Below are 20,887 nucleotides of genomic sequence, written 5' to 3'. Positions count from 1 at the left end.
GACGCGAAGATTGATCTTAATCGACGCGTGGACGCATCGCCAGTCCAGGCCGATGCGTCCACGCGCGTTGGTGGTTAGAACGAGAGACGCATGGCTGCCTGCAGTACACGCGGCGTATTGGCCTGGCGGGTGACCGTGCCATATGCTCCATCGTTGAGGTTGGTATCGGGCGCGCCAAACTGAGCGCGGTTGAAGAGGTTGAAGGCTTCGATGCTGAACTTGCCGGTGACCTTCTCCCAGATGGGGAAGCTCTTGTTTGCGGAGAAGTCGAAGTTCGCTGCTCCAGCCGAGCGCAGCTTGCTATCGACGCGGCTCTCGTTGCCAAAGGTGAAGTCGGTTGGGATGGTGAAGCAGGCCTTGTTGAACCAGTTGTTCACGCGGCTCTGCGCCGATCCACCGACCTGCTTGTTGCACCCGGAGACCACATTCGGGCGGATGGGCCCCGAACCAAAGTAGTTGCTGAGCGAGTTACCCGACGTGGAGAAAGGGAGCGGCAGACCACTGTGGAAGGTGGTGATGCCGTTGACGCGCCAGCCGCCGATGACCGTATTGATCAAGGCATTGCTTGCATTCAGGTACTTCTGCCCGCGACCGAAGGGGAGGTCGACGCCATAGTTGATGACGAGGTTGTTGGTCAGATCCTGCATGCTGACCGACTTCTCGGCGCGCAGGTTGTAGTTGTCCTGCACGACGCCCTGTCCGCCTTGTCCATCCTGGAAGCTGCTGGTGTTCTCCGTGTTGCTCAGCAGCTTGGCCCAGGTGTAGGCGACCTGGATGAGACCGCCATGGTCGAAGCGGCGGTTGAAGGTTGCCTGCAGAGCCTCGTAGGTTGAGCTTCCCTTACGCGGGACCGTCTGGTTGACCGAGGTGTACTGCGGGAACGGCTTCAGGAGATAGCCCTGGAGGATGGTGGGTCCGCCAAGCTGTCCGCCTGCGGGGATCTTGCCATAGAGCGGGTTGGCGACGGGCTTGAAGAGACCGGTGCCGAGACCGGCCGAACCGCCGATCGAGTTGTACTGGTCGGGGAGCTGGTTGAGGTTGAGGCCCGTTCCGGTATAGCCCTGCGAGAGCGTGAGGTGCGTGCCCTTCGCGCCGGCGTAGGAGATGGTTGCGGAGGTCTTGCTGCCAAAGGCGCGCTCCGTGCCTACGTTCCACTGCTGCACGTAGCCGTAGGGCTGGTCGGGAATGCGTGAACCGATCCCCTGCCCCAGCACCGCGTTCAGCGCGGCGGCAGTGCGACCGGAGGGCAGAAGGATCCCGTTCGGGAAGGGGTTAGCGACAGTCGTATTGACGGTTCCACCCGGCGTATTGGAGAGGCTGGTGCTCGCATTGTTGATCGGCGCTCCGCCGGGTGAGTCGGCCGTGATCTCCGCCGGCAGGAAGGAGATGCCGTAGCCGCCGCGGAAGACGGTGCTGGAGTCCGCGCGGTAGTTCATACCGATGCGCGGGGAGAAGAGCTTCCAGTGCTGCGTCTCTTCACGGCGTGATGGGTAGAGCGAGCTGTTGACGTAAACCAGACCACCCACGACGGGCGTGCTGTTGCCGGTGACGGGATTGGTGACGCTACCAAGGTTCGTTGCGAGTGTCGGGTTGAGGATCGTGTCGAGATCGTTGACCTCGGAGTAGGAGCCGGGCTGATCCCAACGGACGCCCAGATTCGCCGTGAGCTTACCGGTCATCTGCCAGGTGTCGGTCGCGTAGAAGCCGTAGGAGTGCAGTACCGCGCGCCACGTGCCGACCTCGGTGATCCCCGTGCTGGCCGGAACGCCAAGCAGGAGCGATGCGAGCGCGTTGCCACCGCCAAGCGTGGGGCTCGCCGTGAAGGCCGTCGTGGAACCGAAACCGACGCCCTGGTTGTTGCCGAAGTTCGTCCACAGAATCTGCCGGCCGCTGCCGCCGACCTTGATGGTGTGACGACCGGCAACCTTGGTGATGCTGCCGCTCAAACCATAGACCGTGTTGAGCCAGTAGAGCTGCGAGAGGTTGACGCCCAGGCTGTAGCCCGGGACGCTGATGTTCGGCAGAAGGCCCTGATTCTTGTTCACCTGCTGGGCCTGGAGCGCGCCGTAGTTGGGGTTGATCGTGCTCTGGTTGAAGCCGTTCGAAAGCGGCGTCTGGTAGTTGTAGTTCTCGAGCCAGGAAACGCGGAGGTCGGCGATGGTGGACTGGTTGAAGACGTGATTGTCGCCGACGACAGCCTCGGTGGTGGTGTTGCCCGTGGGACCCGAGCCCACTTTGGTGCCGAGCGGATCGCTGTTGCCGTTATGCGGATTCCAGAACGTGTAGCGAGCGAAGAGCTGATCGGCCTTGCCCAGGTTGTAGTCGACGCGAACGTTGAACTGATTCTGTGCGCCCTCGATCGGAGCCGTGGCGACGAAGTTATTCACCAGTCCAGGACGATTGGGCAGAGGCGACTCCAGCGCAAGAATCTTCGCCGCGGTGGGGTCGATCTGGCTGGGGCAGATCACATTCAGCACACCGTTGCAGGAGTACTGTGCGCCGGTGACCGGGTTGTAGATGTTGCCGAGGCCTGCGGCGGAGAAGTCTCCAGCCACCTGCGCCGCCGTGGGCAGCGTGTACGTCGAGATGGCGCCCGACGTCAGCGTCTCGCGCTCGAAGGAGAAGAAGGTGAAGAGCTTGTCCTTGATGATCGGCAGGCCGATGTTCGCGCCGTACTGGTTCTGGTGCAGCGGCGAGCGCTTCAGGCCCTGATGGTTGCTGAACCAGTCGTTCGCATCCAGCACCGTGTTGCGAAAGTACTCATACACCGAACCATGCACGGTGTTGGTTCCCTGCTTGGTCGAAATTTGGATGACGCCGCCGGCGAACCCGCCAAACTCCGCACTGACGTTGTTGGTCTGAACGCGGAACTCCTGGACGGCATCCTGCGTGGGAACGATTGAATTCACATTGTTTTCAGGCACATTGGAGCCGACGCCGTCGATGAAGAAGAGGCTCTGTCCGCTGAAGCCGCCGCCAATCTGGTAGTTGCCATAGGCGATCGCCTGGGTCTGACCGCCGGCCTGGAAGTTGCCACTGCCGCCGTTCGCCATGGTATTGCCCGAGGTGCCGCCGCCAGGCACAACACCCGGAACGAAGTCGAGAAGGTTGTTCACGTTGCGTCCGTTCAGCGGCGACTCCAGCACCTGGCGCCCACCGACGACACCGCCCAGCGAAGCGCTATCCGTCTGCAACGGGGCCGAGGCCGCTTCGACCGTCACCGTCTGCGTGACATCACCCACCTCCAGCGCAACATCGACACGCGTCGTGCCTCCGACCGTCACGGTGATGGCGTTCTGCGTCGACGCCTTGAAACCGGTCTGCGAGACATTCGCCGTATACGCCCCGGGATTCAGATTCAGGAAGCTGTACGTTCCGCCGTTCCCAGTCGTCGTCTCCAGCGTTTGGTTGGTATCGGTGTTCTTGAGGGAAACCTTGGCTCCAGCCACGGTCGCTCCGGAGGAGTCCGTGACCATCCCCACGATCGAGCCGTAATTGTTCTGCGCCTTCATCGTCTGCGGAAGCAAGAGAGCCATCACTCCCAGCAGCATTGCGAGCGCGGTGCCTGTGAATCCAGAGTGTTTCCTGATCGTTGTCATGTTTCTATCCTCCAAAGTGCTGCGTCGGCCTTTTCTTGTAGCGATGACCCTTGTAGGAGAATCGATATACAACTGTCAACGAAATTGAGTAGTTCAATTCAACAAACCTAGCTATACATTTATGGGAACGCACGTAAGGTCTTTCCTGCCTATCGCTGCCTAAAGCTTCTTTGCCCCGCAGGACTCGCGCACCACCAGCGAGCCGTTCAGCAGCACCGAACGGGCCGGCAGATGAGGATTGCTGATCCGGTCCAGCATGGTCGCAATGGCGGTCGCGCCGATGTCCCGGCAGGGCTGGTGCAAGGTGGTCAGAGGCACAGGCAGAAGCTCGGCATAGCGCACATCGTCGATGCCCGCGACGCGGATATCGCTGGGAATCCTTAGCCCCAGGCCAAGGAGCGTGCGCATCACATGAGCCGCCGTGAGGTCGTTCGCGCAGAGCAAGGCATCGATCTTCTTCGCTGCAATGCGGGTCGAAAGCGTGGCGGCATCGGCCGGATCGGCACGCAGAATCATCTCCGGATCGAGAGGCATTCCTGCTGCATAGAGCGCCTCGCGATACCCGACGATACGGTCGTCCACCGTCTCCGCGGAGCCTTCCACGGCAAAGAAGGCGACGCGTTGCGCACCCTGCCGGATGAGGTGATCCGTCATCACGTAGCCGGCCCGCCGGTTATCCAGACCGACGATGTCGTAGTCGCTCCGCGCCGGGTACTCCAGCACGCAACGATCGAGCAAAACCACTGGAATACGGGCTGTTCGCAGCGACTTGAGTACGCGCCGGTTCACCTGCTCGCGGCGTGCGCCAAACTCGACGGGAGCGAAAAAGACACCGGACACGCGCTGCGCGATGTACTGCTCGCAGAGGTGCTCGGCCTCATCCTCCTTGCTCTCGCCGCCCGCGGAGTGCCCCCAGGAGAGCGAGTGGCCGGAGGCGTTGGGAGAGGCCGCCATGCCCTGGCAGATCGGCTCGAAGATCTCGGTCCGTCCAAGGTCGGGAATGATCAGACCGAAGACGGGCTTCTGATGCGGACCAGCCTCCGAGGCATACGTGCCGGAGCCGGCCCGTCGCACCAGTACCCCCTCCTGCTGCAGATGCTGCATTGCCTTGACGACCGTCATCCGGCTGACGCCGAAGCGCCGCATCAACTCCGCTTCGCTCGGCAGGCGCGCCCCGTTGCGATAGCGGCCCCCCTCGATGTTCTCGCGCAGGCTGTCGATGATCTGCAGATACTTCGGCTGCGGACGCTTCACCGCGCCTGGCAGTCCCTCTTCTTCGCTCGCCATCTCAAACCCTCTTTCTGCTCGCTCCATCTCAACACAAGCGCCGTTGTCACCTTGAAGCGGCAAGCAAATCCACGGCAAGAAGATAGACAACTCTTTAGCAATTGGAATATACATGATGCTGCAGACAAAACGACATAGGAAAGGCTGAGTCCATGGTGAGTTGCGTGATTGGGGAGATCCTTTGGGATATCTTCCCGGACGGTGAGCGTTTCGGGGGAGCAGCTCTCAACTTCTGCGCCAATCTGCAACGGCTCGGCGACCAAGCCATCCTCTTCAGCGCGGTCGGAGACGACCTCCACGGGCACATGGCGCTCGAGACGATGCGGGGACTCGGGATCGGGACGCAGGGTATCCGGGTAGTCGGTTCCGTTCCGACCGGCACGGCCCGCGTCTCGATGAACGAAGCGGGCGAGGCCTCGTTCGTCATTCCGCGCCCTGCTGCCTTCGACGAAGTTGAGGTCGACGCAGCGATGCTGATGACGCTGGAAGCGAGCGGCGTCGACTGGGTGTACTTCGGCACGCTTCTCCAGACGAATGCTGCGACGGAGCGGCTCACCCACAGCCTGAAGCACGCGCTCAAGCCTGCCCGCGGCTTCTACGATGTCAATCTGCGCACTGGGCACTGGAATCTGGCGCTCGTGCAAAGGCTTTCGCAACTCGCGTCCGTGATGAAGCTGAACGAGGTCGAAGCGGAGACCCTCTTCTCGCTGACCAATGCGTCGGAAGAATCCTTCACGCTCGAGCGCTTCTGTACCCGTTGGGCCGCCACTCATGGGATCGGGGTGATCTGCATCACGCTTGGGCCAGCCGGGTGCATGATCTACGACGAGGGTGCGTTCCATCATGTCCCCGGTTTCCCGGTCACCGTCTGCGACACCGTCGGCTCCGGCGACGCCTTCGCCGCAGCGTTCCTCCATGGGTATGAGCTGGGTTGGCCCACCGCGAGCGCCGCGCGCTTCGCCAATGCGCTGGGCGCGATCGTGGCCAGCCGCGCCGGCGCCACGCCCTCGTGGAGCATCGCCGAGGTCGAGTCGATGCTGGGCAAGCAGTTCATGGACGATCTGTCTTGAAGCCATCCGAGGAACAAGCCCGGATGGTCAGCGCGACAAGTCTTCACGCTCCTGCAGTCGCTTGAGAATCGACACAAAGGTATTGGCGATGGCCTCTCCGCCAAACTGCTGGCGCATGCCCTTGGCGAGCACCTCCGCTTCTGCTCGATACCGCTCGACACTCTCCACCATCCTTCGCATCGCGAGTGCCATGCTCGGAACATCGACCTCATCCCACCATTGATCCCTGGTGTAGGATCCATCCCGGCCCGGTGTCCTCACCGGCACAGCGACACTGCGCACTAAACCGCTGAGATCATCCTCCGCCAGGAAGGCTCGATGGCCGCCATGCTCGGGCGCGAGAAACGGTTTGCCGAACCACACGGCCTCATACAGCCCCATGCCCCATCCTTCGCCACGCGCGCACGAGACGTAGCAATCGCCCGAACCATGGAGCGCGGCGACCTCATCCGACGACATATCATCGGTCAAGAGGACGATGCGCGGGTCGTTCCCCGAGAGCACGCGCTCCAGCGGCTCTCTCGCTCCCAGCACCCGGCGGATCGCTCTCCGCCAGAGCGGTGCGGGGCTGTCCAGCGACCGCGGCGAGGTCTTCAGGATCAGCAGCACATCGTGCCTTCCCCGGAAGGCTCTGCGAAACGCCTTGAGCAGAAGATCATTTCCCTTTCGGTAGCTCCACGCGCCGATGCTGTAGAAAACGAACTTTCCCGCAGTCTCCGGCAATCGTGCGCGAAGTCGCGCGACGGTCTCGGCCCGCGGTGCTCGCCCCTCAAACTCGGATGCGTGCGGCAGACAGAAGACCGTTCGCGTCACCCCGCTCTCCAGAAAGACCGTGCGATTCCATGCCGAGGGCACAAGAATCGCGTCCATCCGATTCAGCAGCGCGGGCCAATGCCGTGGAAGTTTGCTCGTCTCCCACACCGTCATCCCGACGATCTTTCCCCTGACGCCTCGCTCTCGCAACCATTGCGTCAACGGGGCGTAGTACTCCGGCACGACATGCAGCACCGTGTCCGCGTCCAGCATCAGTTCCTGCTGCAAGACCAACTGAGTCTGGGGAGGCGCAGCGCACTCGTACCATAGCCCGAGCCCGGGCCCAGGCAATAGCGGTTGAAAACAGACCGACACGCCATGCGCGACGAGCAGCCGGATGTATTGTGCGGCGGCGCACGCATAGCCGGTATGGTCAGCCGGTGCGATGTAATTGATGCGCATCGTCACGGGCCACCAACCCTTTGCTTCTGCCGCTCCCACTGTCGATAGGCAATGAAGCCTTCGACATAGCCGACGAGAGAGATGATGCGGCTCCTCCTTCGCGAGCCGCGAAAGATCAGGCTGCCCGCGACGTGGCGACCGATGTCGTTGACGAAACGCCTGGGGGATGCACTCTGCCAGTGCCGGGCGAAGCATGCCCCGCGCGCACGGGAATAGATCCGAATCTTGCGGAGCGCGCGGTCGTCGACCTGCGAAGATCCGTTGTCATGCACGAAACAGATCTCCGGATAGTACTTCATCCGTGCCGACGGCATTTCTCTCCAGATCCGCCGCACCAGGTCCACGCCCTCCTCTGCGCCGAACAGCGACCCCGGCCCGAACGCCGGATCGAAGCCACCGACCGCGAAGAAGATCTCGCGCCGCAGATATAACGTCGACTCCGCAACCGAGCGGCGCAGCACATGGCGTGTGATCCTCGCCTCAGCGGGGTGCCACGGCAGAACCGAAGGGTTCCCCTCCCGGTCGCGTGTCATGCCGGTCAACACATCGATTCCATCCCCGACCGCATGGGCGCGGATGCGCTCCAGCGTGTCCGGAAGAAAGCAGCAGTCATCATCCGGAAAGCCCAACCACTGGCCGCGTGCCCGAGCGGCTCCGGCATTGCGAGCATCGGTCGCATGGCGATGATCCATACGCAGCCAAACCACCGGAAAGGACGATCCCACCGACTCGATCACCTCCTGCACACGCAAGTCTTCATTCTGGTCCGCGACGATTACCTCAAAAGAACGAAAGGTACACGTGCGAAGGCTCTCAAGACAGTGCCGCAGTTCTTCCACGCGATCGACGGTAGCGACAATCAGCGAGAGAAGGGGAAGAGTGGATTCTGCATCGGGCATACGTTCTACCTCTGTTCGGGCTCATAGGACGGTTGTTCGATCCGCAGTCTGGCCCGCTGCAGGTGGATATACGCAAAGAAACCTCTGAAAAATCCAGCAAGATAGGCGATCTTCCGCCGTCTCTTCTCGCTCCGTGTCAGGCACACGCCGCCGATGCGCAACACGAGCTTCCGCAGCACGGGCGCCTTGGGCAGCACACGAAGATGCCGAGCCACGAACGCGCCCTCAGCGAACGCGAAGCGGCGCACGCGATCGCGCCCCGTGGGCGTCTCATCGGTCGACTTCTCCGGGTGATAGAGCTGAATCGACGGCGTATACAACGTGCGCAGGGCCGTGCCCTCGTGCCACAACCTCCGCATGAGGTCGGCGCCCTCGGCCGCGGGAAACGGTGCGCCCGGCCCGAAGAGCGGGTCGAACCCATCGATCCGCAAGAACACATCTCTCCGGATAAAAAACGAGCTCTCCACGAAGGTGAAGTCCAGCGTATCCCGGGTGATCGCAGCATCGTGATCCAGCCAGGCAATCAGATGGGGCGCGCCGGCTTCGTCGACGATCTGTCCGCCGATCACATCGAGCGACGTGTTCTCCAGGGCGAAGAAGCGCTCGAGCGCCATGGGCAGAAATGTCGCATCATCATCGGGAAACGCAACCCACTCGGTCGAGGCGTGGCGGGCTCCAAGATTCCGCGCACGGCTCGCATGCTGGAAGGGTACGCGGAGATGCTCAAGCGAGAGATCGGCTCGAACAGACGCAAGCAGAGGAATCAGGCGGTCGTCGTCGTTCTGGTCGACGACGACAATCCGTACGCGATCGGCACAGTCGCTTGGGATGCTATCGAGCAGCGCCCGCAGCGGCACATCGCGGCCACACGTCGCAATCACGAGCGACAGAATCCTGGAAACGTTCAAGTCGTGCAAAATGAAGTACCGTATCGACTGTGAGTGCTGCGTGGCCTTTATAGTGAAAGAGCGCCATGGCCATTCCTCGATCGTTTCACTTCATCTTTGGGCTCAAGCCACAGACGACGCCGTTCCATCTGGCGCATTATCTATGTCTTCGCTCCTGTATCGAAGTCAACCGGCCTGCGGCAGTGAACTTTCACTACCGGAACATGCCCTGGGGCCCTCTCTGGGATCTTGTTGTATCGCAGATTACACTACGTCCGCTGGCCGAGTCAGTCCCCCTGGACACATACGCTTACCCTGAGGCGAGTACATCCGTAACCTACCGCTACGCGCATACTTCGGACTTCCTGCGCGTAGCCATCCTGGAGCGAGAAGGCGGCGTCTATGCCGACATCGACACGCTCTTCCTACGACCCTATCCGGATCGTCTCTACCAGCATCCCTTCGTCATGGGTCATGAACTCGTCGACCCGCACGTCCCCTCCGCCACCCTGGGCGGATCGCTCTGCAACGCCGTCCTGCTGTCTGAGCCGGGTGCCCGCTTCGCACAACTCTGGCAGCAGCAGATGGCGTCCAGCTTCGACGGCTCCTGGAGCCGCCACTCGACCTTTCTGCCCTACGAGATTAGCCGCGCCCACCCGGAGACCATCGCCGTCGAGCCCGAGAGCTCCTTCTTCCATCTCGACTGGACCCGCGAGGGCATACGACGTCTCTTCGAGACCTCCGAGACCCTGCCGGACAGCGTCTACAGCCTGCATCTCTGGGCGCATCTCTGGTGGGAGAGCGGCCGCACAGACGTCAGCCGCTTCCACGCCGACCGCCTGACGCCCGAGTACATCGCGTACGCCAACACCACCTATGCCCGCTACGCCCGACGCTTCCTCCCCGCGAACCTGAAGCTCGGCTCCCGCGCCGCCTGGACGACGCAACGCGCCATCGCCCAGGCCACGGACGCGGCATCGATTCTGAAAGCTCGCGCCGCCGCCCGCGTCCGCAGCCTGACCGGCCCGGCGCGATGAACACGCGTGAACACTGCGTCCTCATTGCGCCCGTGCTCCCCAACCCGGATGGCTCGGGGCTGGAGCAGAGGGCGTTCTCGCTGTTGCGGAACTTCGCCGCCCGTTTCGATGTGACGCTCGTCGTCGCCAACGGAGAGCCCAGCCTGCCCGCGATCCCATCCGCGGTCGAGTCCCTCGCCACCGGCATCCACCATCTGCACACTCGTCCCGCCTCACGCTTGGGCCAGCGAGCCGCCCGCCTCATCCCTCCCCTGGTTCTCCTCGAACCCCGCTGGACCGCGGACTGGCAACAGGCCGCCGCGCCCCTGACGATCCTGCACGCGCCCAGCCACGCGGTCTTCTTTCGTCTGCGGATGCACTCCCTGCGCGCCGCTCTCTTCCCCACCGAGCAGCCCCCAAACACGTTCATCGACCTCGACGACCGCGAGTCCACCACCCTCTGGAGCATCGGCTGCTACGCGTTACGCCGCCGCCGTCTGCGCCTGGCCCTCAAGCACCTCTCCATGGCCTGCCAGTATGCGCTGCTGGAGCGCACCGTGCTCCGCCGCTACAACACCGTCACCTACGCCAACCCCGTCGACGGCCAAGCCCTCGCCAACATCTCCGGCAACGCCACCCTGCTCTGCCGCCCAAACCAGGTGCGCCTGCCGGACGAGACCCCGCGCCCACCCGCCGATGCCCCGTTTACCCTCCTCTTCGTCGGAACCCTCGGCTACTTCCCCAACGAAGACGCGGCGCTCTGGCTGGCGGACGAACTCGTCCCAGCACTCCGCCTCCAGGCGCAAGTCCCCTTTCGTCTGCTCATCGCGGGACGCTGCGCAACGCAACGCCTTATCACCCGCCTCGCCTCGATCCCGGAGATCGAGTTCCTCGGCTCGGTCGAGCACGTCGCCCCCCTCTACGCGCAATCGCACGTCGCCGTCGCCGCCGTGCGCTGCGGTGGCGGAACGAAGGTCAAGGTGCTCGAAGCCGTGGCCCATCAATGCCCCGTAGTGGCCACCCCGCACTCGGCACTGGGGCTGCCCTTCCTCCCCGCAGAGGACCTTTTCACGGCCAGCGACGCGGCATTCTTCGCGGCCTCGTGTCTCCGCCTCGCGCGGCATCCGGATCAAGCCCGTGCCATGGCCCGAAACGCTTACCTCCGGCTGAGCGCATCCTCCTCGAACGCCGCCACCGGCTCCAGCAGCACGCCGTCTTCCAGCCGCTGAGTCCGGTCCGCGAACTGGTGGCCGTCGGTCCGATGCGTCACCATCAGGATCGCCACCTGCATGGACGCCAGATTTCGCAGCACATGCCGCTCGTTCTCGTCGTCCAGCGCGGAGGTCGCCTCATCCAGCAGAAGGAGCGACACCCGCCGAACCATCGCGCGCGCCAGCCCCAGCCTTTGCCTCTGTCCGCCAGAGAACAGGACGCCATTGTCGCCTACGCGCGTCTCCAGCCCGCCCGGGAGCGACGCCACGAACTCACCCAGGTTCACCGCCGCCAGGCAGTCGAACAGCTCCGCATCGCTCGCCGCCGCCATCCCGAATAGCAGGTTGTTACGGATCGAATCGTCCAGCAGCGTAATCTCCTGCGGCACATACGCTACACTGCCGCGATCGAGCCGCATCACGCCCGCGTCCGGATGCGAGACACCCGCCACCAGGTTCAGCAGGGAGCTCTTCCCGCTGCCCGATACTCCGCGCAGAATCACGATCTCGCCAGCCCGCACGCGCAGGCTCAGCCCCCGAAGAATGCGCGTCCCGTCTTCATACGAGAACGACAGATCCTCGATCTCCAACACGAACCCAGGCGCAGGAGTTTCGAGCACCGCCGGCACCGAGCGATAGACCATGCAATCGTGCAGCTCCTGATGGATGATCTGCAGGTTCTCATAGGCCCCCTCCAGTTGTCCGAAGGTCAGCGCCAGCGTGCTGATCATAGGCAGAATGCGCCGCGAGAGCACAAAGTAAAACACCAGCAGTGAAAGCAGTTGCCGCATCGGGCCATGCTGCAGTTCAACCGCGATCACGATGCCCAGGAACAGCATCACCACGCCCTGCTCCGCCAGCACCCGCGCCACCTGCGGCAGAGCGGCCAGCCGCACGTTGCTCGACGCCACCCGCGCGGCCTCATCGTGAATGCGCCCATGGAAGAAGGTCTGGTTGCGATACGTCCGCACCTCCTTGTTCGCGGCCAGCGTCTCCGTCACCGCTCGCTGCAGCACCCGCAGCGAGCTCTCCCGTTGCGCCGCGGCAGCAGCCAGCCGGTCGCGCATCGCAAAACGATGCAGTGCATACAACAGAAGCGTAATCAGACCCAGGCTGATCGCCAGCTTCGGGCTCTGATACACCAGCGCAAACGCAAATAGACACACCACCGTGCTGCCAGCGATACTCTCGATGAACATCTGGTACGAGAACGCCGCATCGAGCGCCGTGCTCGTCGAGTGCTTCAGCATCTCGCTCCGGTTGCGCTGCACGAACTGACTCCAGCGCATCTGCCCATAGCCCTCCGTCAGCCGCAGCAGAAAGCCGCCATACAGGTTCTGCGTGAACCGAACCATCCAGGCTGTGGACCCGATATCGATGACGATCCGCGCCAGCACCAGCACCATGGTCAGGCACGACGCCGAAAGCACCGTCTTCGGCGTCCACCAGCGATGCGCCGCGAGCGTACCTCCCTGCAATAGCAGGAAGACGACGTACATCGCCCCCGCCAGCAGCAGGTCGCAAAAGCCCATTCCAATCCGCGTCGCCACCAGCAGCGCCAGCGCCACACGCTGCCGTGCAGGCAAAAGACCGAGCGCCATGCGCCATCGGCTCACGTCCGCCGCGCTCCGGGCATCCTTCGCGTCCGGCCTATACCTCGTCATCGTGACCTCTGTCCTGTCGTGCTACGATTCTAACTTCCCGGAGCGCGTCTCACCATCTCCGGTCGCCCCAGGAGTTTGGAGTATGTTGCATATCCTCGTCGATCCGACCGTCTTTCGCTACGGGCGCTGCGGTCTCACGCGCTACTATGCCGCCGTCTGCGAAGGACTCGCACGCCAGCAGGTCCATCTCTCCATCCCCCTGCTCTCCAGCAACAGCGACTTCAAACCCGGCATCGCCCGCTGGACCGATCCGCTCCGCCGCATCCCCAAACTCGGCGGTCTCCTGGACACGCTCTCCGAACGCTGGTTCCATCACCTCGTCCGCCGGGGCGACTACGACTGCATCCTCTTCACCTCGCCCAGCTTCGACGCCGGCTTCCTCCGCCACAACCCAAGCGCCCGCTTCCTCATGATCGTTCACGACCTCATGAGCTGCGTGACGGCGCCCGATGGACTCTACGATGCAGCCGGCCCCGGCATGGTCGCGCTCATGTACCTCGCCAACCGCGCATCCCGCGTCGTCTGCATCTCCCATGACACCCGCCGCGCTCTGCTCAGCCATGGCCTTGTCCAAGCGGACCGCACAGCCGTCGTACTCACCGGCAATCTCCTCGCCGCCAGCCAGCCCCAAGAGCAGACCGTGCCTCTGCCCCGGCGCTTCCTCCTCTTCGTCGGCGAGCGCTCCGGGCGCAAAGGATTCTACTCCCTCATCCGCATTCTCCCGGAGATCCTTCGCGCTGCGCCCGATCTTCATCTCGTCTGCACCGGAACACTCCGCGAGGCGGAAACCGACTACATCGCGCGCCACATCCCTCTTGACCGCGTCCATGCCATCCCCGCCAACGACGGCGTGCTGGTCACCCTCTACCGCCGTGCACTCTGCCTCGTCTATCCATCCCTCTACGAAGGCTTCGGTCTGCCCGTCATCGAGGCCATGCACTACGGCTGCCCCGTCATCACATCCCGCTGTGGCGCCCTCGCGGAGGTAGCGGGGGACGCCGCCATCCTCATCGATCCCAACCAGCCCGAGCAGATGCGCGACGCCATCCTTCGCCTCGCATCCGACCCCGCGTGGACGGAGCGTTGCAGCAAGGCCGGCCAGACGCACGCGTCAGGCTTCGCCGTCGATCGCATGATGCAAAGCCTGCGCGCAGAACTGGAACGAGCAACGGAGCCACCGCACCATGAAACCACCCTCGACTATTCCGTCGTGTAGCGAATCTCGAGTGTTCGCATGCGATAGCACGAATAGAGCAGCACCGCTGCGATCAAGAAAAGCAAGCCAAGCGTGGCAACCCAGCCAGCCACCGGTTCCGTCTCGATGGTCAGCAGTGCAAGAAGCCCCTTCGCCCCAACGTTCACCGGCATCAGATGACGGAGATACGAGGCGACACTCAACTTCTGCAGCAACGAAGGCATAACCGGGTTGATTGCCTCCCAGCCGAGGAAGAGCAGTGCTCCCGGAGTCGGGTTCTTGAACATCATGCTCAACAAAAGAAAGACCGCTCCATAGCCAAGGCAGGCAAGTACAAGAATCAGAACGTACGCCTCAAGCTGTTCCAGCCCCGGTCCATTGACGATATAGTCTCTCCCCGCTGCACCGTAGGGCAGATACATCAGTGCGAAATCAGTCAGCGTAGCCGTCACAAAGAGAAGCAGCGCGGTGGCCGATCCCGCCGCGAATTTGGACAGCAGAAGCACTTCGCGCCTGACTGGTGACAGGAGATAAAAATGCAGGCTCCGCTCGATCATCTCGCCACGGATAAGCCGCGAGAAGATCCCCAGGCAGCCAAAGAAAACTCCCAGCCGAATATAGTAAAGCTGGACGATGCCCGCAAGCACCTGCGTATCCTCGACGATCGATGGGGCATCGTGGGGATCGACGAGGCCGTGGACAAGAATGATCAACGTCGGAATGAACGCCAGGAAATAGATCCAGCTCGCTCTCCAAGAAAATAGATTCCGCCTTAGTTCGATCTGGGTGAGACGTTTCGCCTGCACCCACCAGAGCGCCCACGGCTGTTGCATCAGGTCCTTCCGCAGCACGGCAGCGTGTCGCATCATAGTCTGCCTCCTTCGGAGCCGATGAGGTACTGGTAGATGGCATTGGCATCGTCATCCGCGGGCGCCACGGCTTCGATCTTCACAATCCCCTCCGTAGCGATCTCATTCAGAATGGAATAGAACTGGTCGACGTCGCCTGTGCGCAGAAAGATGCCCTTGCGATCCGGATGCAGCTTGGCTTCCACGCAGTGGTTCATGGCAAACATCTTCGCCGCCAGCGCCTCCGGACGATCGCAGCGCACCAGCACCTGCATGGGCTTCTCACGCACCTCCTGCCGCACCTGGTGAATATTGCCTTCCGCGATCAGATATCCGCCGGTGATCAGCACAACACGATCGGCGATGCGGTCTACTTCGTCGAGGATGTGGCTGGAGATGATGAGGTGAATCCCCTGCCGTCCGAGTTCTTCGAACAGCGCCATCGACTCGGCGCGCGCCATCGGGTCCAACCCATTCAACGGCTCATCGAGAACAAGCACCCTGGGACGATGCGCAAGAGCCTGCGCCAGCCTTATCTTCTGGCGCATTCCCTTGCTATATCCATCCATCTTCCGCAGGGCCGCCACCTTATCGAGTTGCACACGCTGCAGAGACTCCTCGGCTAACTGAAGAGCGGCAAGCTTGCTCATCCCGTACAGCATCAGACTGTCCACAAGAAACTGCCACCCGGTCATGCCGCGCGGAAAGAAGTCGAACTGCGTGCAATACCCAACCGTCGCGAAGAACCGGTTGGCATCGCGAGAAGACAAGCCCATCACCGAGATACGTCCACTCGATGGTTGAACGAGTCCCGTCAACAGGTTCATGAGCGTCGTCTTGCCCGAGCCGTTGGGACCCACGAGGGTTGTGATACCGGGCGGAATGGTCAGCGACACACGATTCACGCCAAGGACTTCGCCGTAAAACTTGGAGACGTTCTCGAAGACGATCAGGTTGTTCATCCGCGGACCACCTCGCGCGCCCGGATGCGGCGATGCAGCATGACGATCGAGAGACCGCACCCGAGCGCAAGCATCGCCACGATCGCCCCCGTCGGCAGATGCATCTCCTCGTTCAGGTGGCTCTGGATGCCAAGCAGGCTATCCCAAAGAAAGGACATCATGATGGGAACATTGAGCAGAAGCCCCCACTTGGTATGCAGCACCTTGGTCACAATCGCTCCAACGCCCGCCGGGACAAGAATCGCCGCAAAGAGAATGCCGGTGGCGATCACCCTCCACTTCACCCACGAAGAAAGAGCGAGGCCAAGCAGCGACAGGAAAGCAATCCAGATCAACCCTCCAGCCAGCAGCCCAGCGCCGATGCGAAGATTGCCCGCAGCCCATGGCACCGGCGAAGCGTACCCATGGTAGGCAAAGAGCAGCAGGCACGGAACCCACGTCACCGCCGAGAGTGTGGCAAAAAGTGCGACATATTTGCCCATCACATAGCCAAAGCGCGAGATGGGATGGCTCAGCAGAATCGGCAGCGCATTGTCGACAAGATCCAGCGTGATCAGACGCGGCGCAATCCACGAAGCAAGCGCCACCGCCAGCCATGACTGAACGGTCAGGACGTTGCGAAAGAAACTTCCATCGATCGTCAGCAGCCGCGAACCCGCGTTGCCCATCAGCAGCCGCGCGGCAGGATTGTTCGCGAGATAGATGGTAAAGAGAGAGCCGGCCGGAGGCAGCAGGCAGATCACGAAGAGCACGGTGGTGATCTTCGTGCTCCATGCTTCGGCCAGGCCATACCGCGCAAGCACCAGGATGCGCTCCCAATACGGCGTGACCCTCCCGGTGTAAGCGCGATAGCGATGCTTATAGATGGACATTGGCGGGTCGTTCTCCTTCCGGATCCATCGCTCGTAGAAAGATGTCTTCAAGGGAGTCGCGGCGTACGTGCATCCTTCGGATCTGTACCTTCTGCTCCGAAGCAATCCGATAGAGGTCGCGAGCTTCGACATGTTCGGGAAGCACGAGCTTGATGCGGCCGCCCGGGAAGCATGCGCATTCGCAGCCCAGACCGCGGATGCTGACAGAAAATCTTTCCGTCGCGCCTACCGTTTCGAGCTCCATGAAGCTGCGGTTGGTGCGGCGTTCCTCTTCGATGTTGCACAGCGCCGCGATGCGTCCGCCCTTCAGAATAAGAACTTCATCGCATGTCTCATCGATATCTCGCAGCAGATGCGACGAGATGATCAGACGCACGCTGCCTTCCTTGCGAATCTCCTGGATCAGATGAATCATCCGCTGACGCGCAATGGGGTCGAGGCCGTTCGTGGGTTCGTCGAGAATCAGCAATCGCGGCCCATGCGCGAGTGCCTGGGCCAACTTGATGAGCTGTTTCATCCCCAGGGAGTAGCTGTTCACCTTGCGATACCGCACCTCCCCCAGTCCGACGTAGAAGAGCGCTTCATGGGCGCGTTCCAGCGCCTCTGCCGAAGGCAGGCCGGAGATTTCCGCCATGTAGCGGACGAAGTGAACGCCGCTCATGTTGCCGATGAAGGAATCGTTCTCCGGCATATATCCAATGCCGCTGCGAATCTGCGCCCTGTCCCGGTACGTGTCGAGCCCGAAGATGCGCGCCGTTCCACTCGACGCGCGGTGAAAGCCAAGCAGAGTATTGATCAGCGTAGACTTGCCTGCTCCGTTCGGTCCAAGCAGGCCGATCGCCTGGCCGCGCAGCACGCCGCTCAGCCCATTCAGAATGGTGCGGTCGCCAAGCCGGACCTCGAGCGCATCGAGTTCAATCGTTCCCATGCTATTCACGTACGCTTACCCCTGAACGCTTGTTCCCTGGATGAACGAGAGCTTCGAGCGCCAGGAGGTCGAAGCCGAAGAGATGACTGTTGCTGGCGGCTTCAATGTTGTTCTCCTTCCCCCATGCGCAGATCGCGGTAGGCCGGCCATCCGCTGCGAGTTGGGTCAAAGCCTGTGCCGACTCGCCGCTCACATGAGAGAGCAAAGGCGTCAACACCGGGCCGATATTCTGGTACACAAGAGCGGAGTAGTTTGCATTCTCGTCTTTCGGCAGGAGCGCCTTGAAGGCCGCGGAACGCGCCAGCGAGTTGCCGCTCGCATGCGCCTGCAGCGCCTGCAGCAGAAGAGCGCGATGCGGAGCGAGGATCATATAACCATCCGCAAATGTATAGTGCGCCATGGCAGCGCCGGATGCGACATCGTCGATCGAGTAAAAAGTCTGGCCGTTGCTCTGGCTTGTGTGGATCGCAATGTCATGCGCATGATTGCCGCCGGGCTGGCTGCGCATCGCATCCGCAAGTCGTTCGAGGGTTCTCTCAAGCTGCTCGGCGTTACGAACTTCGACGACAGCCTTCCAGGCCGGGCTGGGCAGCACCGCACCATCGAGAGACATCAGGAAGTCTCCACCAAGATTCGCGGCGAGATCGTTGCGGACACTGATCTGCAACTTCGCCTCTTCCTCGCTCCAGCCACTGCTCGCCGATGCGCCGGAGGGTCGCGCCATCTTCATCATGTCGTCGGCGATCGCTACAGGGTCCTTCGAGAGAAATGCGACTGCGATGGCTGCGTTTGGAGTAACGAACTCAAGCGACCCGATCGGAGCCGGACCTGCAAGCCATGAAGCTGCACCCTGCCTCGCCCCGGCGAACTGCAGATTCACATGGTTATCAGGCAATCCATTGCGTTCGCGGTGCTCCGCGATGAGATACCGAACACTATCCATGCCGCTGCTCTGCAAGGCGTTTTGCGTGCTTGGCGTGTCGCGGCCTCTCTCGGACACAGTGTGCAGCATCTGATGAAGGTCTGCTGCAAGAATGATGCCGGCTCCACGACTGTAGGCCGCGGCAATCTGCTGCCCGAAATCGCCAGCTGCGAAGCTGCTTGCGTTGCCGTTCAACTGTGCGTTCATCTGTCTAAGGACGGTAACGCTGCTGGAGAAGACGGCTTCATGCTGCCGGACAAGAGCGAACAGACCCGGCCGATCCTGCGTTGGAGCAGTCGCAAGGGAAGCTTCGTCGAACACAACAATCGCTGGAGCCGTCACCCTCAGCACATCGCCCAGTCCGCCCCTCTGAAGATCGGCGACGATCGCGAACCCGGGGTTTGGCCGGGGACTCTCCGGCTGTTGCACCCCTGCGACCACAACTTCATCGCCCAGATACTCGCTCACCTGGTGAAGCTGATTGACGAGAGCATCAAGCTGCGCGGTATTGTGATGCGCCCCACTCTCCCACCACTGCTGGAGCGCCGGGCTCTGCTTCAACTGGTCGTGAAAGATGTTGTTCGCTTCGCTCAGAAAATTGCCGAGATTGGGAATGCTCACGTACAGCAAGGTGTTCGCAGGAACACGCCCAAGCAGATCACTCGTATACCGGAGCGGTGGCGTTGGAATCTGATCGATCCTGTGTTGCAGCGTGCCGAACTGCGCAAGCAGAGGAAGATACGTGTCGAGGTTGCGGCTCCATGCAATCTGCCGGTCGACGGGCTCCGAGCTCAAATTGTCGTTCGTCGATACCTGGTCGCCCGCATGCATCAGCGTCTCGAGACCGCCGTGCGTCACATGCACGGTTCCTTCCAATACCGCGACCCGTGAACCCTTGATCCCGGCGTTGACCGAGAAGACCGTACCGGTGACAGCAACACGGCAGTCCGGAGTCTTCACGTACAGGTGGCCCGCGGTCCGCTTGGCCGCCTGCACGATCACCGCTCCGTTATCGACCGCGACCGTCATGTTGCGGCCTCTCGCCCCGACGGAGAGAACGCTTCGTTCGTTGACCTCGACCGTGGAACCGTCCGAAAGACGCAGCACGGCGTGGGCTCCGCCGCTCGTTCGCAGATGCTCTCCCTCGTGCAACGTGTCGCCTGCCGCGATCGGGGCGTCCCCTGCATCTGAGATGCGTGAAGCAGATCCGTCGATCGACACCACCTCCGCGCGAACGCCGGGAGGAACTTGCCAGAACGCGCGATACAACACAAACGTCAGAGCCAGAACGGCGAGTGCAGGGGCGATGGCCCAGCGGGGCAGGCGGAAGCTCCACGTAAGAGCTCGCGACGCATGGGGTGCCGACCAGTCCAGTCCAGTCGATCCCAACCCACCGTGATAGGTGCGGTGGCACTCTCCACACTCGCGCAGGTGGGCCTGAATCAGAAGTGTACGTGCTGCGGACAGGGTCCCGGCACGATACGAACCAAGCAGACCCTGCACATCCGCACAGCTCTCGATCGCGGAGGAGGCGGAGAAATCCAAGCTACGCGTCGATTCGATGCCGAGACGATCCGCCACTCGCTGTGCGGAGGCAGAGACCTGTGTGGCATCCGGTTCAGCCGCGTGAATGGATTGAATCGCCGTCTCAAGTAAGGATTCGCTATCGTGTCTCATTGATCTTCCCATCCATTTCTAAAAGTCGCTTCTTGAGCCTGGATCGCGTGTTGTGAAGCGTCACAGCGACCGCGGCCTGCGAAGTTCCCATCATCGTTGCGATCTCTTTGTTTCCCAGTTCCTCGAAGTAGCGCAAGGCAAACATCTCCGCTGCTCTTGGGGGCAACTCCCCGATCGCAGTGCGCAATGCCTCCCCCAGTTGCCGGCTTGAAACCTCGGACTCCGGTGAGCTTCGACGACTGACCGACACGACCTCAACCGCCTGATCCAGCGGCTCGGTCGCTGCACTCTTTCGCCTCCGCAGCAGGTCGAGCGCTCCGTTGATCGCCGCACGATGGAGGTAGCTCCCCACGTTGTCGATCGGTCGATCAGTGCTTGCCAGCCTCAGGAACAAACCCTGTGCGATATCTTCCGCATCTGCCATATTGCCCGTGATGCGATGAGCAGCCAGCAGCACGCGGCGGTAGTGCTCCGCGAAGAGTTGCGAAATGCTTTCCATCGTCGGAATGATCATGCTGGCAGCAGCCAAGGGTTCACCTTCTTGCTTCTTCATAGAGATGACGCACCGCGTTGAGATTTATTAATGCAGGTGGCAGCATCTACGCGGGAAGGTCTCACGATGTTCCGTCCCGGCA

16 protein-coding genes are annotated in these 20,887 nt (G+C 62.0%); 4 read left to right on the top strand and 12 right to left on the bottom strand.

The annotated features are described in order from the left end of the window. Positions 1 to 74: 74 nt before the first annotated feature. Both BM400_RS10395 and BM400_RS10390 read right to left on the bottom strand, forming a co-directional pair. Positions 75 to 3,599 carry a TonB-dependent receptor gene (locus BM400_RS10395; protein ID WP_089839076.1) on the bottom strand — a complete coding sequence of 1,175 codons (3,525 nt, stop codon included), beginning with the start codon at positions 3,597 to 3,599 and terminating at the stop codon, positions 75 to 77. 159 nt (positions 3,600 to 3,758) lie between these two features. Then, entirely contained in the window at positions 3,759 to 4,886 is a 1,128-nt protein-coding gene (locus BM400_RS10390) for a GntR family transcriptional regulator (RefSeq protein WP_089839074.1), read from the bottom strand. A gap of 152 nt (positions 4,887 to 5,038) precedes the next feature. On the opposite strand from BM400_RS10390, the gene BM400_RS10385 reads away from it, so the two are divergent. After that, positions 5,039 to 5,956, top strand: coding sequence for a carbohydrate kinase family protein (locus tag BM400_RS10385; RefSeq protein WP_089839073.1), 918 nt, complete (start codon positions 5,039 to 5,041; stop codon positions 5,954 to 5,956). Between the two features lie 27 nt (positions 5,957 to 5,983). On the opposite strand, the gene BM400_RS10380 is transcribed toward BM400_RS10385, so the two are convergent. The 3 genes from BM400_RS10380 to BM400_RS10370 are packed head-to-tail and all read right to left on the bottom strand — an operon-like array spanning position 5,984 to position 8,978. Beyond that, positions 5,984 to 7,177, bottom strand: coding sequence for a glycosyltransferase family protein (locus tag BM400_RS10380; RefSeq protein ID WP_141223873.1), 1,194 nt, complete (start codon positions 7,175 to 7,177; stop codon positions 5,984 to 5,986). Beyond that, positions 7,174 to 8,070: a glycosyltransferase family 2 protein gene (locus BM400_RS10375; RefSeq protein ID WP_089839069.1), complete on the bottom strand. Its 897-nt coding sequence runs from the start codon at positions 8,068 to 8,070 to the stop codon at positions 7,174 to 7,176. Before BM400_RS10375 ends, BM400_RS10380 begins: the two co-directional genes overlap by 4 nt. A gap of 5 nt (positions 8,071 to 8,075) precedes the next feature. Further along, on the bottom strand, positions 8,076 to 8,978 hold the full coding sequence (locus tag BM400_RS10370) for a glycosyltransferase family 2 protein (protein WP_175528969.1): 903 nt from the start codon (positions 8,976 to 8,978) through the stop codon (positions 8,076 to 8,078). 65 nt (positions 8,979 to 9,043) lie between these two features. On the opposite strand from BM400_RS10370, the gene BM400_RS10365 reads away from it, so the two are divergent. Both BM400_RS10365 and BM400_RS10360 read left to right on the top strand, forming a co-directional pair. Then, a complete protein-coding gene (locus BM400_RS10365; protein ID WP_089839066.1) occupies positions 9,044 to 9,994 on the top strand; it encodes a glycosyltransferase in 951 nt (316 codons plus the stop codon). After that, positions 9,991 to 11,202, top strand: a complete 1,212-nt coding sequence (locus tag BM400_RS10360) for a glycosyltransferase (protein ID WP_089839064.1) — start codon at positions 9,991 to 9,993, stop codon at positions 11,200 to 11,202. Before BM400_RS10365 ends, BM400_RS10360 begins: the two co-directional genes overlap by 4 nt. On the opposite strand, the gene BM400_RS10355 is transcribed toward BM400_RS10360, so the two are convergent. Beyond that, positions 11,130 to 12,848 (bottom strand): ATP-binding cassette domain-containing protein, encoded by a 1,719-nt coding sequence (locus tag BM400_RS10355; RefSeq protein WP_089839063.1) that lies wholly within the window; start codon positions 12,846 to 12,848, stop codon positions 11,130 to 11,132. The genes BM400_RS10360 and BM400_RS10355 overlap by 73 nt on opposite strands. Before the next feature lie 82 nt (positions 12,849 to 12,930). Here BM400_RS10355 and BM400_RS10350 point away from each other — a divergent pair, with 82 nt between their 5' ends. After that, a complete protein-coding gene (locus BM400_RS10350; protein ID WP_175528968.1) occupies positions 12,931 to 14,064 on the top strand; it encodes a glycosyltransferase family 4 protein in 1,134 nt (377 codons plus the stop codon). Here the strand turns inward: BM400_RS10350 and BM400_RS10345 are convergent. From BM400_RS10345 to BM400_RS10320, 6 genes are read right to left on the bottom strand one after another with little or no spacing between them, the layout of a single operon-like run. Beyond that, complete coding sequence (locus BM400_RS10345; RefSeq protein WP_089839061.1) at positions 14,049 to 14,912, bottom strand: ABC transporter permease; 864 nt, start codon at positions 14,910 to 14,912, stop codon at positions 14,049 to 14,051. The two genes, BM400_RS10350 and BM400_RS10345, sit on opposite strands and share 16 nt — an antisense overlap. Then, positions 14,909 to 15,853 (bottom strand): ABC transporter ATP-binding protein, encoded by a 945-nt coding sequence (locus BM400_RS10340; protein WP_089839060.1) that lies wholly within the window; start codon positions 15,851 to 15,853, stop codon positions 14,909 to 14,911. The genes BM400_RS10345 and BM400_RS10340 overlap by 4 nt, the downstream gene beginning before the upstream one ends. After that, on the bottom strand, positions 15,850 to 16,725 hold the full coding sequence (locus BM400_RS10335; protein ID WP_089839058.1) for an ABC transporter permease: 876 nt from the start codon (positions 16,723 to 16,725) through the stop codon (positions 15,850 to 15,852). The genes BM400_RS10340 and BM400_RS10335 overlap by 4 nt, the downstream gene beginning before the upstream one ends. Then, positions 16,712 to 17,653 carry an ABC transporter ATP-binding protein gene (locus BM400_RS10330; protein ID WP_089839056.1) on the bottom strand — a complete coding sequence of 314 codons (942 nt, stop codon included), beginning with the start codon at positions 17,651 to 17,653 and terminating at the stop codon, positions 16,712 to 16,714. The genes BM400_RS10335 and BM400_RS10330 overlap by 14 nt, the downstream gene beginning before the upstream one ends. A gap of 1 nt (position 17,654) precedes the next feature. After that, a complete protein-coding gene (locus BM400_RS10325) occupies positions 17,655 to 20,252 on the bottom strand; it encodes a FecR domain-containing protein (protein ID WP_175528967.1) in 2,598 nt (865 codons plus the stop codon). Continuing rightward, entirely contained in the window at positions 20,239 to 20,805 is a 567-nt protein-coding gene (locus BM400_RS10320; protein WP_089839052.1) for an RNA polymerase sigma factor, read from the bottom strand. Before BM400_RS10320 ends, BM400_RS10325 begins: the two co-directional genes overlap by 14 nt. Between the last annotated feature and the right edge of the window lie 82 nt (positions 20,806 to 20,887).

It is taken from the genome of Granulicella pectinivorans (genome assembly GCF_900114625.1).
Taxonomy (GTDB): domain Bacteria; phylum Acidobacteriota; class Terriglobia; order Terriglobales; family Acidobacteriaceae; genus Edaphobacter; species Edaphobacter pectinivorans.
The sequence above is the reverse complement of the archived record's forward strand: the minus strand, read 5'-3'. Positions and strand labels throughout refer to the sequence as shown.

Coding starts and splice junctions, on each gene's coding strand:
- BM400_RS10395 (WP_089839076.1), bottom strand. CDS start 3,599: ATGACAACGATCAGGAAACACTCTGGATTCACAGGCACCGCGCTCGCA.
- BM400_RS10390 (WP_089839074.1), bottom strand. CDS start 4,886: ATGGCGAGCGAAGAAGAGGGACTGCCAGGCGCGGTGAAGCGTCCGCAG.
- BM400_RS10385 (WP_089839073.1), top strand. CDS start 5,039: ATGGTGAGTTGCGTGATTGGGGAGATCCTTTGGGATATCTTCCCGGAC.
- BM400_RS10375 (WP_089839069.1), bottom strand. CDS start 8,070: ATGCCCGATGCAGAATCCACTCTTCCCCTTCTCTCGCTGATTGTCGCT.
- BM400_RS10365 (WP_089839066.1), top strand. CDS start 9,044: ATGGCCATTCCTCGATCGTTTCACTTCATCTTTGGGCTCAAGCCACAG.
- BM400_RS10360 (WP_089839064.1), top strand. CDS start 9,991: ATGAACACGCGTGAACACTGCGTCCTCATTGCGCCCGTGCTCCCCAAC.
- BM400_RS10355 (WP_089839063.1), bottom strand. CDS start 12,848: ATGACGAGGTATAGGCCGGACGCGAAGGATGCCCGGAGCGCGGCGGAC.
- BM400_RS10350 (WP_175528968.1), top strand. CDS start 12,931: ATGTTGCATATCCTCGTCGATCCGACCGTCTTTCGCTACGGGCGCTGC.
- BM400_RS10345 (WP_089839061.1), bottom strand. CDS start 14,912: ATGATGCGACACGCTGCCGTGCTGCGGAAGGACCTGATGCAACAGCCG.
- BM400_RS10340 (WP_089839060.1), bottom strand. CDS start 15,853: ATGAACAACCTGATCGTCTTCGAGAACGTCTCCAAGTTTTACGGCGAA.
- BM400_RS10335 (WP_089839058.1), bottom strand. CDS start 16,725: ATGTCCATCTATAAGCATCGCTATCGCGCTTACACCGGGAGGGTCACG.
- BM400_RS10330 (WP_089839056.1), bottom strand. CDS start 17,653: ATGGGAACGATTGAACTCGATGCGCTCGAGGTCCGGCTTGGCGACCGC.
- BM400_RS10325 (WP_175528967.1), bottom strand. CDS start 20,252: ATGAGACACGATAGCGAATCCTTACTTGAGACGGCGATTCAATCCATT.
- BM400_RS10320 (WP_089839052.1), bottom strand. CDS start 20,805: ATGAAGAAGCAAGAAGGTGAACCCTTGGCTGCTGCCAGCATGATCATT.